General features: G+C 73.3%; 12 protein-coding genes and 1 pseudogene. 2 read left to right on the forward strand and 11 right to left on the reverse strand.

What is annotated here, in order from left to right; all coding sequences use genetic code 11:
- The 3 genes from WEB03_RS02900 to WEB03_RS02910 form a co-directional block, all read right to left on the reverse strand.
- The coding region (locus WEB03_RS02900) for a hypothetical protein (RefSeq protein ID WP_368069468.1) at nt 1-1281 on the reverse strand (1281 nt) is incomplete at its 3' end.
- Nucleotides 1282-1412: 131 nt separating this feature from the next.
- Complete coding sequence (locus WEB03_RS02905) at nt 1413-2210, reverse strand: FtsX-like permease family protein (RefSeq protein ID WP_368069469.1); 798 nt, start codon at nt 2208-2210, stop codon at nt 1413-1415.
- Nucleotides 2211-2430: 220 nt separating this feature from the next.
- A complete protein-coding gene (locus WEB03_RS02910) occupies nt 2431-4176 on the reverse strand; it encodes a DUF885 domain-containing protein (protein ID WP_368069470.1) in 1746 nt (581 codons plus the stop codon).
- 387 nt (nt 4177-4563) lie between these two features.
- Between WEB03_RS02910 and WEB03_RS02915 the strand changes: the two genes are divergently transcribed.
- Both WEB03_RS02915 and WEB03_RS02920 read left to right on the forward strand, forming a co-directional pair.
- A complete protein-coding gene (locus WEB03_RS02915; protein ID WP_368069471.1) occupies nt 4564-6936 on the forward strand; it encodes a DEAD/DEAH box helicase in 2373 nt (790 codons plus the stop codon).
- Between the two features lie 134 nt (nt 6937-7070).
- The gene (locus WEB03_RS02920; RefSeq protein ID WP_368069472.1) at nt 7071-7355 is read left to right on the forward strand and encodes a DUF4235 domain-containing protein; all 285 of its coding nucleotides are present in this window, start codon (nt 7071-7073) and stop codon (nt 7353-7355) included.
- 18 nt (nt 7356-7373) lie between these two features.
- Here the strand turns inward: WEB03_RS02920 and WEB03_RS02925 are convergent, their stop codons facing one another.
- The 8 genes and pseudogenes from WEB03_RS02925 to hutU all read right to left on the reverse strand — a co-directional run bounded on the left by WEB03_RS02925 (nt 7374) and on the right by hutU (nt 14640).
- The gene (locus WEB03_RS02925) at nt 7374-7730 is read right to left on the reverse strand and encodes a hypothetical protein (protein WP_368069473.1); all 357 of its coding nucleotides are present in this window, start codon (nt 7728-7730) and stop codon (nt 7374-7376) included.
- On the reverse strand, nt 7723-8571 hold the full coding sequence (locus WEB03_RS02930) for a ParA family protein (protein WP_368069474.1): 849 nt from the start codon (nt 8569-8571) through the stop codon (nt 7723-7725). Before WEB03_RS02930 ends, WEB03_RS02925 begins: the two co-directional genes overlap by 8 nt.
- Nucleotides 8572-8800: 229 nt before the next feature.
- A pseudogene (locus tag WEB03_RS02935) lies at nt 8801-9232 on the reverse strand (helicase HerA-like domain-containing protein); the annotation flags it as partial.
- Between the two features lie 102 nt (nt 9233-9334).
- Entirely contained in the window at nt 9335-9967 is a 633-nt protein-coding gene (locus WEB03_RS02940) for a MarC family protein (RefSeq protein WP_368069475.1), read from the reverse strand.
- A gap of 179 nt (nt 9968-10146) precedes the next feature.
- Nucleotides 10147-10722: a LuxR C-terminal-related transcriptional regulator gene (locus tag WEB03_RS02945; protein WP_368069476.1), complete on the reverse strand. Its 576-nt coding sequence runs from the start codon at nt 10720-10722 to the stop codon at nt 10147-10149.
- Nucleotides 10723-10860: 138 nt separating this feature from the next.
- Complete coding sequence (locus WEB03_RS02950) at nt 10861-11691, reverse strand: PHP domain-containing protein (protein WP_368069477.1); 831 nt, start codon at nt 11689-11691, stop codon at nt 10861-10863.
- Between the two features lie 43 nt (nt 11692-11734).
- Nucleotides 11735-12913 carry an imidazolonepropionase gene (gene hutI / locus WEB03_RS02955; RefSeq protein WP_368069478.1) on the reverse strand — a complete coding sequence of 393 codons (1179 nt, stop codon included), beginning with the start codon at nt 12911-12913 and terminating at the stop codon, nt 11735-11737.
- Nucleotides 12910-14640 carry a urocanate hydratase gene (hutU, locus tag WEB03_RS02960; protein ID WP_368069479.1) on the reverse strand — a complete coding sequence of 577 codons (1731 nt, stop codon included), beginning with the start codon at nt 14638-14640 and terminating at the stop codon, nt 12910-12912. The genes hutI and hutU overlap by 4 nt, the downstream gene beginning before the upstream one ends.
- Between the last annotated feature and the right edge of the window lie 24 nt (nt 14641-14664).

Here is a 14664-nt window from a genome sequence, read left to right on the forward strand (position 1 = left end):
CGGGCCGTCGCGTGTCGCCGGGCCGTCGCGGGCCGCGGGCCCGTCGGTGTGGGGCGGGGGCAACTGTTGGTCGTGGCGGGGCCGGGTGGTCCACGTCCGACCACGGCGGCGGATGCGGTAGGTCCCGTCACGGTCCAGGTGTTGGGTCCAGCCACGCCGGTGGACGGTGGTGTGGTGGGCGCGGCAGAGAGACACCAAGTTCCACACGGCGTGGTCGCCTCCGGCGGCCTGGGGTCGGACGTGGTGCACGTCGCACCAGCGAAGAGGGGCGGTGCAACCGGGGAACCGGCAGCCCCCGTCGCGGGCCGCGACGGCACGGCGGGTCGCGGCCGTCACCTCGGGGGCGTAGCGCTGCGCGGCGAGCAGATCGGCTCCGTCACGCACCACGACGTCGAGGGCGGCATCGCACGCCAGGCGGTCCAGCGCTCGGCGCACGATCCGCGGGGGGCGGCCGCGTACCCCGGTGGCGATATGGCCCGCGGCGGCGTTGGTGATCCGGTCGAGGTCGACCACGACCGAGAACCGCACCGGCGTCGAACCCCCGGCCGAGGCGTCACCGGGCCGGCGGGTGCAGAGACGGACCAGCGCCGCGGCCAGCTGCTGGGCACGTGACGGCACCGGTTCGTCGGGGCCATGTTGGTCGCCGGCGCACGGCCGCGCCCGGGGGGCGTCGGCTTCGGCGGCCAGCGCGCCGGTGATGGCCGTGAACGATTCCGGGCCGAACTCGCCGTACCCGGTCCCCGACCCGTCGAGGCGTCCCTGCAGGGCGAGGAACTCGGTGTCGACCTGCCGGTCGGCGCGGTCCTCGGCGGCCCGCAGCGGCGAGAACTGTGCGATCGCGTCGTCCAGCGCCCACAGCCGCCGTTCGGGGTCCATCGCCGACAGGTGGTCGGCCTGCTCGCCGAGGTAGGTGTCCAGGGCGTCGCGGGCCGTGGCGTCCAGGCGACGTAGCCCGGTCACCAGCGCCCGGACGTGTCCCCAGGACAGCACCCCGGCGTCGAACAGGCCGGCGGTGGCCGGCATCGTGGCGAGCACGTCGCCGGCGGTCAGGACCATCGACACGTCGGAGCGGGCCGCGCCGGTGTGCAGCTGCACGGCACCGTCGACCGTCATCCCCTCCTCGGCGGCGGCGCGACGACCATCGATCCGGCCGGCCAGCGCGACCGCCCGAGCCATCGCCCGATCCGCCTCGTGCAGCGCCGCCACCAACCCCGCCAGCTCGGCATCCGCTGACAACGCCGGCCCGCCCGGCACCGCGGGCGCGGGCGGGCGGTCGGGCATGGGATCGGGGTGGCGGCTCATGGACGGAGCATGCACGAGGGGTGTGACACGGGGGCCGCGGGTACCCGAAGGTTGTGGACGGACGACGACGGACGACGACGGACGTGGGCAGTTCACGGTCCGCGCGATGGTCAGGCGGTGCGGGCCAAGCGGTCGCGCGCCCCGAGGAGGGTCGCACCGGCCGTGGCCAGGAGCGGGACACCGGCCGCAACGACCGCGATCGTCGTCCACGGGACCTGGAGCGGCACGGACAGATCGAGCGAGGACAGGACCGCCCACGCCGGCACGAGCCCGACCGGCACGGCGAGCACGCCACCGATACCCGCCAGCAGCAGCGCTCGCCCGGCGGCCAGCGACCGGCGGGTGCGACGTCCCGCGCCGACCGACCGCAAGGTCACCAGATCCGGCCGCGCCTCCGCAGCGGCGAGCGCGATCGCGACCGCGACGAGGGCGAGTCCAGCCACCGCGCCGACGATGGTCACAGCCCAGGACGCGATGCCGTACCCGCTCTCGTAGCCCCGTTCGACGCGGACCGTGACCTGCCCGTCGGACCGTTCCTCGGCGATCGCACCCGCTGCGGCCAACGAGGTCGCGTTCACGGGCTCGTTCCCGAGCACCACGAACCACGCGCCTTCCCACTGGTCCGGCCTCGGCTCGGCGTTCGCGCCATCCACCGCGACGGTGGCCTCCGGGATGAGCAGCCGAGGTAGCTGGTAGGCGCCATCTGCCGCGATCGCGGGATCCGAGAAGCGACGGGTGACGATCTCGAGCGTTCGCGTGTCGCCCACGACCAGTTCGTCGTCGACCCAGTCGACCGGTCGCACCTGCAGCTCTTCCGGCCGACCGTCGCCGAGCCAGATCGCCTGTCCCGCCTCCAAGGCCGCTGCCGCCTCGTCGCCGACGAGGGCCGCCGCGAACGCCGGCGGCACCGCCGCCGCGGACCAGCCGCGCCCGGAGGTGTCCAGGGAGCCCTCCGGTGACACCTGCGTGTGACGAGGACGGCGCGGGGGGCGTCCACCGACGGGCGGGCTCGTGAACGAGTTCTGAAGGGCAACGGGTGGCTGACGTGCAGCGGGTAGCTGACGTGACGCATGCGCACCGTCAGACGCCCAGTGATCGTCACACGCCCGCTCTCGCGGTGCGTCGCGGTCAGGCGGGTCCGAAGGGGCGGCGCTCACCGGTGTCGTCGGCCAGGGCGCGGCGGAGCACGTCGATCGTGGGGGTGCCGTGGGACAGCACCCGCTGGTGGAACCGGCGAGCGTCGTAGCCCGCGCCCTCGGCCGCCCGGGTGGCATCCTGGAGATCCCCCACCTCGGCGCCACCGACGAAGTAGCTGCACAGCTGCCCCGACGTGACCTTGGCGCGGGTCAGCTTGCTGGTGGCCTCGGCCTGCTCCTGGAAGGCCATGCTGGTCAGCAACCCGGTGGCCGCGTCGTCGTCGAGGTCACCGGTGTGGAGCCCCACATCGAGCATGGCGTTGGTGGCGATCCGCAGCTCGAGCTTGCGTTGGGTCAGGCGGTAGTCGTCGGCATCGACCGTCGAGGTCCGCCCCGCGCCGAAACCGGCGGCCACCGCTTCGCGTTCGACGTGCACCGCCCAGCCCTCGGCGAAGGCCGGGCGGGTCAGCAACCGCCGCGCCAGACGCGGGTGTCGTGACGCGTGCTCGAGCTGGACGAAGTGCCCGGGGTAGCCCTCGTGCAGCGCCAGGGAGCGGAGCTGCGCCGGCGTGTACTCGCGCAGGAAGCTCGCGGCGCGGTCCTCGTCCCACGACGCCGGCACCGGCGAGAGGTAGTAGACGCAGCCACCCGACGGATCCAACGGTGGCGCTTGGGTGATGAACGCCACCGCGACGCCGGCGAGGTAGGGCGGCACCTCGGTGACCGTCAAGCGCTCCGCGGGCGGCACGTCGCACAGCCCGAGGTCGAGCGCGAACGCGCGCGCCTCGGCCACCGCGCGGCGCGCCTCGGGGACGAGCTGATCGCGCGGCAGCGCGGTCCGGGCGACGTGGCCGAGCACCCGCCGGATCCGCTCGTCCTCCGTGTCCGGCACGGGTTCACCCGGGAAGCGCCGAGGCCAGGACGACGCCGCGAGCTCGGCCAGCTCCTGCCGGACCGTCACCAGCCAACTCGACGCCCGATCGGCGATCTCGCCGGCCGACATCGAGGTGCCGAGCGCCGCGCGCAGGGTCACCTCGTGGTCCTCCGGGCCGAGCCGCCACGGGCTGGCGACCTCGCCCCGGAGCTCGTCGAGCAGCGCACCGGCAGCGTCGAGCGCCTCGGCCGCGGCCGCTCCGGCGTCGCGGGCTGGCGTCGGGTCGACGCCGAGCCCGGCGGCGCGGGCAGGCAGCGTGTCGCGGAGGAGCTCCCGGAGCCCGGGGATGCGCGCGAGTGCGACCTCGAGGTGGGGTTCCGGCGCGCTCTCGAGCCGTGCACCGGCCTGCTCGAGGAAGGCGGGTACCGCACGCACCCGGTCCGTGGCAGCGTGCACCCGGCGGACCTGCTCGTCGACCGGGAGATCCCAGCGGCGCAGGAGCTCGTGCACACCGGTGGAGATGGCCTCGATCGCAGCCAGCGGATCGGTGCGGTAGCGCGGCCGTCGGTCGATCAGGAACCGGCGGTACTCGAGCTCGTCGGCCAGCAACGTCAGGTCGTCACGCGCCTCGCGGTGGTCACCGACGGCGTCCGTGGCGATGGCGTCGCGGGCGCTCCGCACCTGCCGGTCGAATCTCGCCAGATCACGGCTCCGTGCCGCGTCAGCATCGGCCCCGACCTCGGGCAGGGCGTCGTCCCGGCCGTGGCCACCGAGCCGGGTCCAGGTCACCGGTTCGTGCTCGCGCAGCAGATCGAGGTAGCGGTCGACGAGAGCAGCAGCCTGCTCGACCGGTCCGTCCGCCACCCTCAGGTCCCTCCCTCGTGACCCCGCTCGCACCGCGAGCGGGCGCGACGCTACCGGCGACCCCGGCGCGGGACCCTGGTACGCGGACCATCGTCAGCTACCCTGACCAGCGCGCTCCGCGCGGGAGGATCCCGCTCGGCGCGTCACGACGGGTCGGCAGCGAACGGAACGCCGGCCACCTCGCGAGGACCTCCCCGCCGCGCCGCGGCCGGGATGGGACCGTCCTCGCTGCCCACCCACACGCGAGTCACGACGACGCCATCCACCCCGCCGATCGGGGTCGAAGCGCCCCGCCGGGCCGTGCTCCCTGCGAGCCGTGCCCACCAAGGACCGACCGGTCCGGGAGCGCCCCCCGGCGCGTGGGCTCGCCCACCGAGAACGAGACACATGCCTGAGAACACCACCTCCCCCGTCGCGTCCGATGTGACCGACGAGGGGACCTCCAGCACGTCCACCGACGCGACCACCACCGACGGCGAGGCGCCCGCACCGGAGCGTGCGATCCGCAGCTTCGTCGACTGTGGCGTGGACCCGAAGCTGGCCGAAGCGCTCGCCGCCAAGGGCATCATGGCGCCCTTCCCGATCCAGGAGCTGACCCTCCCGGTCGCCACCAAGGGCCACGACGTCATCGGCCAGGCCCGGACCGGGACCGGCAAGACGCTCGCCTTCGCCCTCGCGCTACTCGGCCGCGTCAAGCCCGGCGGCGGCGCCCAGGCGCTGGTCATCGTGCCGACCCGCGAGCTCTGCATCCAGGTCGCTGAGGAGATGTCCATCGGCCAGGCCCTCGGCCTGCGCACCATCGCCGTCTACGGCGGGGTCGGGTACGAGGAGCAGGAAGCCGCGTTCCGTGACGGCCACGAGATCGTCGTCGGCACCCCCGGGCGCCTGCTCGACCACCTCAACAAGCGCAACCTCCGGCTCGACGGCGTCACCGAGCTGGTGCTCGACGAGGCCGACGAGATGCTCGACATGGGCTTCCTGCCCGACGTCGAGCGGCTCATCGAGGCGTGCGCCGACGACCGTCACGGGATGCTCTTCTCGGCCACCATGCCTTCCGAGGTCGTCAAGCTCGCGCGCCGTTACCTCGACCACCCGACCTTCATGCGTGCCGACCACGAGGTCGTGCAGACCGCACCGAACGTCACCCAGCACTTCTTCCAGGTCCACCGGATGGACAAGCCGCGCGTCCTCGCGCGCATCCTCCAGTCCCCGGACCGTGGCGGCGTCTACGTCTTCGTCCGCACCAAGCACATGGCGGACCGCCTCGTCCGCGAGCTCGAGGACCTCGCCACCCCGGCGATCGCCATCCACGGCGACCTGCGCCAGGCCACGCGCGAGAAGAACCTCGACAAGTTCCGTGACGGGTCGGCCACCGTGCTGGTCGCCACCGAGGTCGCCGCCCGCGGGCTCGACGTCGAGAACGTGACCCACGTCATCAACTACGACTGCCCCGACGACGAGAAGATGTACCTGCACCGCATCGGCCGCACCGCCCGTGCCGGGGAGAAGGGGGTGGCGGTCACCTTCGCCGAGTTCAACGAGATCGACCGGTTGAACGTCGTGCGCAAGAAGCTCGGCCAGGTCGACAACCCCATCGAGGCCATCTTCTCGACCTCGCAGGAGCTGACCGAGCACTTCGATCTGCCAGCCGAGCGCCCGTGGGACGCGCACGTCGCGGCCGCCAAGGCCGGCACGCGCAGCGACCGTCGCGCCCCGTCCGACGGCGACGATCGCGGCGGCAAGGGCGGCCGTGGCGGCAAGGGCGGACGCGGCGGTGGCCGCGACCGCGATGGCGGCTCCCGCTCCGGCGGTGGTCGTGACGGTGGCTCGCGCTCCGGCGGTAGCTCCCGCTCCGAGGGTGGCTCGCGCAACGGTGGCGGTTCCCGCTCCGACGCAGGCACCACCGCGAAGGCAACGGACACCGCGAAGGCGTCGGACACCGACCAGCAGCCATCATCGCGCGGTGATCGTCCCCGCGGCGAGGGCTCCGAGGGCAGGTCGAGCGGCGAAGGTCGCCGCCGCGGCAGCTCCGACGGTCGGCCGAAGTCGACGCGCGCCAGCGAGGGCACCGGCAACGACCGTGACGCCGACCGATCGCGTCGCGACCGGGCCCGCTCCGAGGCACCTACGGGCACCGCGAAGGACGGCGACCGGTCCCGCTCGGACGACGCGACCAGCACCGATGGCGGTGACCGGACGCGCACACGCACCCGGACCCGGACCCGCGCTCGTAGCGACGGCAACAGCACCGGGTCGGACCCGAAGCCACGTGACGAGGCATCGACCGAGGACGGCGGCTCGACCAGGACGCGGGCGCGTGCCCGCGGTGCCGGGAGCTCCGACTCGGACGGCTCGCGGGACGACCGCGGCGCGCGCGACGACGCACCCTCGGCGGGTCGCGACCGGTCGCGTGACCGTGACCGTTCACGGGACCAGGCCCGCTCCGGAGACCGGTCGACCCGGGACCGGGGTGAGCGCAGCTCCAGCGACGACGGTGGTCGCTCCGACGGCGGCCGCTCGCGCGGTGGTCGCGGCGGTGGCGGCGGTGGACGTGACCAGCCGGACCGCAACCGCAACCGGGGCGGGCAGAACGACCGCAACCGTGGTGGCGGCCGAGGCGGCCAGCAGGACCGAGGCGGCCGCGGCAACGACCGCCGCGACGTCGACCCGACGGTCTCGGTCGCCGAGCGCGGCGAGCCAGCGCGTGGCGACGGCGACCCGCAGCTCTCGCGACGGGTGAAGGTCGAACACCTCCCCTGATCGCTCCGCACGACCCGAACGCCCCGGCCCCGGCCGGGGCGTTCGGCCGTCGTCGGCGACCGAGCGGACGGTGTCGACCTCCCGCACGGCCGGACCGCGCTGCGATGATGGCGGCCCCGATCACCGGAGTCACCGTGCGGTCCGCCGTCTGGAAGTCCCTCGTCTCGCTCAGCTCGATCGGAGCGGCGGTGGCTGCTCGGAACGCGGCCGTGTCGTTGTGGGAACACCGGACCGGCCACGAGCCGCCGGCCAACCCCGCCGACCCGCAGACCTCGTGGGGTGAGGCGATCGCCTGGACGGTCGCGACCGGCGTCCTGATCGGCATCGCCCGGCTGTTCGCCCGCCGTGGCGCCGCGATGGTCTGGAAGGCCGTCGACGGCGAGCTGCCCCCGGAGCTCGAGGCGGCCGGGCCGGCCTGACCCTGGCCACCGCGCCGCTCAGGAGCGCGTGGCACGCCCCGCGAGCAGCGCTCGCAGCGCTTGTCCCTGTCGCACGTACAGCCAGGTGCGGCGATCACAGGCCGGGCACCGGGTCCAGAGCCGGCGGCTGACGGGGTTCCACAGCACGGGGAGCTTCAGCAACCGAGCGAACCCGCCCACCGAGACCCCGGTCTCGATGTCGCACTTGCGGCACCGCACCAGCACCGGTGACGACGGCGCGGCGGACGGTGCGGTGGAGTAGAGGGCCTCCTTACCGACCGTGTCCCGCGGTCGCGGCGCCTTCGGGTCGGGGGTCCTGACCCGGTCGAGCCGCGGCGAGGTGTCGAGGCCGTCAGGTGCGTCCCGGTCAGCCACCCGCGCCCTCCGGGACCTCGAGGCCGAGCACATCCGCCCGCCGCTCGTCGTCCCACCCGGCCTCCTCGAACAGGTCCGGGTCGGCCTCGAGCCCGAGCAACTCGTGAGCGATGATGCGGTACGCGGCGGCACCGGGGACGTCCGTCCCCCCGCCGAGCAGGGAGATCCCGGTGGTCGGCGCCTCGGAGAAGCGGACCGACTTGCGGACCGGTGCGCCGAGGAGGGGGAGCTCGTAGCGGGCGATCAGGTCGCGCAGGACCTCGCGGCTGTGCTTGGTACGCGGGTCGAACATCGTGGCGACCAGGCCTCGCACCTGCAGGTTCCGGTTCGTCAGGCGACGGACGTCGTTGATCGTCTCGAGCAGCTGCGACACCCCGCGGTGGGCGAGCGTCTCGCACTGCACCGGGATGACGACCTGGTCCGCGGCGGTGAGCCCGTTGATGGTCAGCACCCCGAGCGACGGCGCACAGTCGATCAGCACCGCGTCGTAGGAGTCGAGGAGGTCGGCGAGCTCGCCGCGGAGCAGGTACTCGCGGCCCGTGCGCGACAGCAGCGTCACCTCGGCACCAGCCAGGTCGATGTTGGCGGGTGCGACGTCCACCTCGCCGTGCTGCACGATGGTCTCGGCGAGCGTGGCGCGACCGACGACGGTGTCGTTGAGCGACGGTTCGATCTGGTCGGGATCGTAGCCGAGCGAGAAGGTCAGGCACGCCTGTGGGTCGAGGTCGACCACGAGCACGGCGCGACCGAGCTCTGCCATGCCCGCGGCGACGGAGAGCGTGGTCGTGGTCTTGCCGACGCCACCCTTCTGGTTGGCGAAGGCCACGACGGTGGCGGTCAACGGTCCCCCGAGGTTCTTCGACGACCGCCGAGCCTACCGAGGTCGTCGGGTCCACCTGGACGTGGATGCCGCGGAACGGGGCGAACCTCCCCCGGCCTGGGTCGCGTCGGCCCCGGCTCAGCGGACGAGGTCGCCGAGGACCCCGCGGATGAGCGACCTGCCGACCTCGCCGCCCGATGCTCGACGCGGCGTTCTTGATGAGCCGGTCGGTCGCGGAATCACGTCCGGAGGAACGCCGCGCAGCAGGTCGACGTGAGGCGGCCTGCTGCTTCTCCGGCTCCTTCTCACGAGCCGCGAGAGCCTTCGCCTCCTCGGCAGCCCGCTCGTGCTCGGCGGCAGCTGCCGCGCGAGCTTCAGCCTTCTTGGCCAGGATCTCGGCCGCCGACTCACGATCCACCACCTCGCTGTACCGAGCGAGGAGCGGACTGGCGTCGATGATGCCCTGGACGGTCGCGGGGTCGGCGGTCGGGTGCTGGGTGACGAAGTAGACGCCGACGCCCTTCGACCGGATCATCCGGACCGTGAGCTCGACCGCGTCGCGGAGCGACTTCGAGGCGCCGTCGAACAGCAGGTGCGCCTCGACGAAGAAGAAGACCAGCTCGGGCCGGTCCTGGTCCCCGACCTCCGGTGAGGTCTCGTAGATCTCGGCGAGCAGCCACATCGCCCGTCCCGGTGGCGCCAGCGACGAGGCCGTGGCGGTTGAGGACCTTCAACGGGACCTGGACGTCGTGGTCGTTGCCGGGGTGCGGTTCGACCCGGCGGATCACGGGAGCGCGGACGACCCGTCGGCGTAGGCCTGGATCGCGGTCGCGACCAGCTCGATCGAGATGGCCACGAGCAGCATCCCCATCACCCGGGTGATCAGGTGGATGCCGTTCGGACGCAGCACCCGCTCGAGCACGCTCGCGTAGCGGAGCACGAGCCAGAGCACGGCGAGGGTGGCCGCGATCGCCAACGCGACCGATACCTGCGTGGCGAGCTGCAGCTCACCCCCGTCCCCGCTGGTCATGAACACCATCACCGCGCTGATGGCCCCCGGCCCCGCCAGGATCGGCACCCCGAGCGGCACGATCGCGACGCTGACCCCCTCGGCCCGCGCCGGTACGAGCGCGTCCCCGCGCAACATCTGCAGCGCCACGAGGAACAGCACCACCCCACCCGACGCCTGCAGCGCCGGCAAGCCGATGGACAACGCCGCCAGGATCCGGGTCCCGAAGAACGCGAACAGGTAGATCAACCCCGACGCCGCGAGCAACGCGTGCGTCGCCACCCGCCGCCGCTCCCGGAGCTCATCCCCCTCGGTCAACGCCAAGAAGACAGGCACGTTCCCCAGCGGACTCATGATCACCAACAGGGTCACGAACGTCTGGACGGCGAGGCCGAGGTCGAGCGACATCAGAGATCCATGAGGGGTCCATCGAGCGGAACGACGGAGACGACGGGCGCCGGGTGCCGGGTGCCGGAGCTCCGGGGGGCTCAAGCGCAGCGCAGGCCCCCGAGGGGCCGAGCAGCAACGTCCCCCCGGAGTCCGGTCCCGGGGCATGTCGTCGTCGGGCAACAGGGCGAGCGGTACCGCTACAGCAGACCGAGCTTGGCGGCTTCCGCGACGGCGCCGGCGCGGTTGCGGACGCCGAGCTTGTCGTAGAGCTCCTGGGCGTAGGCCTTGACCGTGCGCTCGGTCACGCCGAGCTGTTCGCCGATCTCGGCGTTGGTCATGCCCTCGGCCATCAGCTCGAGGACCTGCTGCTGACGCGGGGACAGGTGGGGGCCGGTCTCGACCTTCGGCACCTCGAACACCATCGTGGCGTCCTCGGCCTGCGCGGCGGCAGCCGGGTCCTCGAAGGTGGCCGTGACCGGACCGAAGCTGACCTTGTCGCCGTGACGGATCACGGCCGGGCCGGCGATCTCGTCGCCGTTGACCTTGGTGCCGGCCGACGAACCGAGGTCGGTCACGATGACCGCCGCGGCCTCCTTACGGATCTCGGCGTGGACCCGCGAGACGCGCGGGTCGGGCAGCACGTAGGCGTTGTCCTCGCGCCGACCGAGCGTGGCGACGTCGCGGTCGAGCCGGACCACGCGGCCGGCGAGCGCGCCCTCGCTGAAGTGCAGGGTCGGGACGGGGACGATCTTCTGAGCCTTCTGGACCTCCATGGGATGCCTCCTGAGGCGAGCTATCCGAACCGTTCGGACGAGGACGCCGGCCTGGAGTCTCGCAGGCCACCCCGGTCGTAGGACCACGGCCGTTCCTCCCGCACGACTGGCCGTTCGACCACCGTCGAACGGCCAGGGTCAGCTGCGGGAGGGGCGCCGGGCGAGCAGGCGTTCCACCTCGGCGCGGAAGGTGGTGGCGCTGCCGAGCCGGTTGTCCTTGGCCTGGCCGTGGTAGTCGCTGCCCGAGGTGACGACGAGGTCGTGCGCCCGGGCGAGGTCCCGGTAGTGGTCCTGGTGCTCGCCGGTGTGGTCCGGGTGATCGGCCTCGATCCCGGCGAGCCCCGCGGCGACCATCTCCTCGATGGCTCCGTCGGGGACGCCGGTGAGCCCGTCGCGCGCGCCGAAGAGCCCGGGGTGGGCGAGCACCGCCACACCCCCAGCGCCACGGAGCAGCTCGACGGCGTGCGTCGGGTCGACCGCGTGCTTGGCGACGTAGGCGGGGCCGCCGTCGGCCAACCAGGTGTCGAACACCTCGCGGGTATCGGCCGCCGCGCCGGTCTCGACGACGGCCTGGGCGATGTGGGGCCGACCGATGGGGGCGTCGCCGGCGAGCTCGAGGACCCGCCCGAAGGTGATGGGGACGTCGAGGTCGTTGAACCGGCCGACGATGGCGCGGGCGCGGATGGTGCGCTCCTCGCGGAGGCGGATCAGCTCCTCGCGCAGCGTGTCGTCGTGCGGGTCGATCCCGTACCCGAGGACGTGCACCGACAGCCCGGCGAGCTCGGCGGAGAACTCGGTGCCGAGCACGACCTCGAGCCCGGTCCCGTCGGCGGCGGCGAGCGCCCGCTCGAACGGCGTGGTCGTGTCGTGGTCGGTGACCCCGAGCCCCTCGAGCCCGAGCTCGATGGCGTCGGCCACGTTCGCCTCGATCGACGTCGTGCCGTCAGAGAGGTCGGTGTGGGTGTGCATGTCGAAGCCGGGCAGCGGAGCGCTCCTGGTCGATGCGCCGACCCTACCTGCGCCCTGCGATCAGCTCGCCGCGCCGCCACGTGCCGACCACCAGCGGCACCCCGGGCCGGTAGGCGAGGTGGACCGCGCTCGGCGCGTCGAGCACCACGAGGTCGCCCGCCGCCCCGACACCGAGGTGACCGACGTCGTCGCGCCGCAGGGCCCGCGCTCCCCCGGTGGTCACGGCCGCGATCGCCTCGGTCGGGCTCATCCCGTACTCGCGCACCGCGAGCGCCACGCAGAAGCCGATCGACGTCGTGAACGAGGTCCCGGGGTTGCAGTCGGTGGCGAGCGCCACCGTGGCGCCGGCGTCGAGCAGCCGTCGCGCGTCGGGGTAGGGCGCTCGGATCGAGAAATCCGCGCCGGGCAGGAACGTCGCCACCGTGTCGGACGCTGCGAGCGCGTCGACGTCCGCGTCGGACAGGAAGGTCACGTGGTCGGCCGACGCCGCACCCACCTCGACGGCCAGCTGCACCCCCGGGCCGTGGGCGAGCTGGTTGGCGTGCACCCGCGGCACCAGACCCCGCGCCGCACCTGCGGTCAGGATCGTGCGCGCCCGGTCGGCGTCGAACGCCCCGTCCTCGACGAACACGTCGACCCACCGCGCCAGCGGAGCGCACGCGTCGAGCATCGCGCCCGTGACCGTGTCGACGTACCCGTCGACGTCGTCGGCGTGCTCGGTGGGGACCACGTGTGCGCCGAGGTAGGTCACCTCATCGGTCAGCTCCCCCGCGATCCGCAGCGACCGCTCCTCGTCGGTGACGCTGAGCCCGTAACCCGACTTGCACTCGAAGGTGGTCACGCCGGCGGCGTGCAGCTCGGCGACCAACCGCTGCGCGTTGGCCCGCAGCTCGCCGTCCGAAGCGGCGCGGGTCGCCGCGACCGTGGTGCGGATGCCGCCGGCCGCGTAGGGCTGGCCGGTCATCCTCGCCGTGAAGTCGGCGGTGCGGTCGCCGGCGAAGATCAGATGCGCGTGGCTGTCCACGAAGCCGGGCAGGACGGCGCGTCCGTCCACGTCGATCCGGTCGTCGGCCTCGGGAGCGTCCGCCGCGTCGCCGACCCACGCGACCGCGCCGTCGTCCACGACCAGCGCGGCGTGACGGCGGAGCCCGGTGGGCCCCTCGCCGAACTCGGAGACGTTCGTGGTCAGCTCCCCGATCCGGTCGAACAGGACGCTGGTCACGCGACCTCGCCTCCGGACCCCGGTGGGTCCTCGCTCATCGGTACCCGCACGCCTCGCTCGTCGGCGACCTCGACGGCGCGGTCGTAGCCGGCGTCCGCGTGACGGATCACGCCGGTACCGGGGTCGTTGGTGAGCACGCGCGTCAGCTTCTGCCGCGCGAGGTCGGTGCCGTCGGCGACGCACACCTGCCCCGCGTGGATCGAGCGCCCCATGCCGACACCGCCGCCGTGGTGGATCGACACCCACGTCGCGCCCGACGACACGTTCAGCATCGCGTTCAGCAGCGGCCAGTCCGCGATGGCGTCGGACCCGTCGGCCATCGCCTCGGTCTCGCGGTAGGGCGAGGCGACCGACCCGGAGTCGAGGTGGTCCCGACCGAGGGCGAGCGGGGCCTGCACCGCACCGGAGGCGACGAGGTCGTTGAACCGTTCACCGGCGAGGTGACGTTCGCCGTAGCCGAGCCAGCAGATGCGGGCCGGCAGCCCCTGGAACGCCACCCGCTCCTGCGCAGCCTCGATCCAGCGGTGCAGCTTGTCGTCGTCGGGGAACAGCTCGAGCACGGCGGCGTCGGTCGCCGCGATGTCGGCCGGGTCGCCCGAGAGAGCGGCCCACCGGAACGGGCCCTTGCCCTCCGCGAACAGCGGCCGGATGTAGGCCGGCACGAACCCGGGGAAGACGAACCCGCCGCCATCGGCGACGATCGACGTGCACCCCCCGGTCGCGGCCTCGTTGCGCAACGAGTTGCCGTAGTCGAACACCTCGGCTCCGGCGCGTTGGAAGCCGACCATCGCGTCGACGTGCGCGGCCATCGACGCGCGCGCCCGCTCGACGAAGCCGGCCGGGTCCCGTTCGCGTTCGGCGTGCCAGTCCTCGAACGCGACGTCGACGGGGAGGTAGGCCAGCGGATCGTGCGCCGAGGTCTGGTCGGTCACGATGTCGATGGCCACACCGCGCCGGAGCAGCTCGGGCACGACCGTGGCCGCGTTGCCGAGCACGCCGATCGACACGGCCCGCTTCGCGTCCCGTGCCTCCTGCGCCAGCGCGATGGCGTGGTCGAGGTCGTCCGCGGCGACGTCGAGGTAGCGGTGCTCGATGCGGCGCTGGATGCGGGAGGGGTCCACCTCGACACAGATCGCGACCCCGCCGTTCATCGTCACCGCCAGCGGCTGCGCACCCCCCATGCCACCGAGCCCGGCGGTGAGTGTGATGGTTCCGGCGAGCGTCCCCCCGAAGCGCGCGTCAGCCACCGCGGCGAAGGTCTCGAAGGTGCCCTGCAGGATCCCCTGCGTACCGATGTAGATCCACGACCCGGCGGTCATCTGCCCGTACATCGTCAGGCCCAGGTGCTCGAGGCGACGGAACTCGTCCCACGTCGCCCAGTCACCCACGAGGTTCGAGTTGGCGATCAGCACACGCGGCGCCCACTCGTGGGTGGTGAACACCCCGACGGGCCGACCGGACTGGACCAGCAACGTCTGGTCCCCGCGCAGGTCGGTCAGGCAGCGCTCGATCGCGAGCAGCGACCGGGTGTCGCGCGCCGCCTTGCCCGTCCCCCCGTAGACCACCAGCTGTTCGGGGTGCTCGGCCACCTCGGGATCGAGGTTGTTGTGCAGCATCCGGAGGGCCGCCTCCTGCGGCCAGCCCCGCGCCGTCAGCGTCGTCCCTCGCGCGGCGCGGCGTGGTGGCGCCGGTTCGGTCGCGGTCGTCGCGGGTGCCGGGTCGGTCACGACGGTCTCCTCGGGTCTCGGTGG

It is taken from the genome of Nitriliruptor sp., assembly GCF_040882075.1.
Lineage (GTDB): Bacteria > Actinomycetota > Nitriliruptoria > Nitriliruptorales > Nitriliruptoraceae > Nitriliruptor.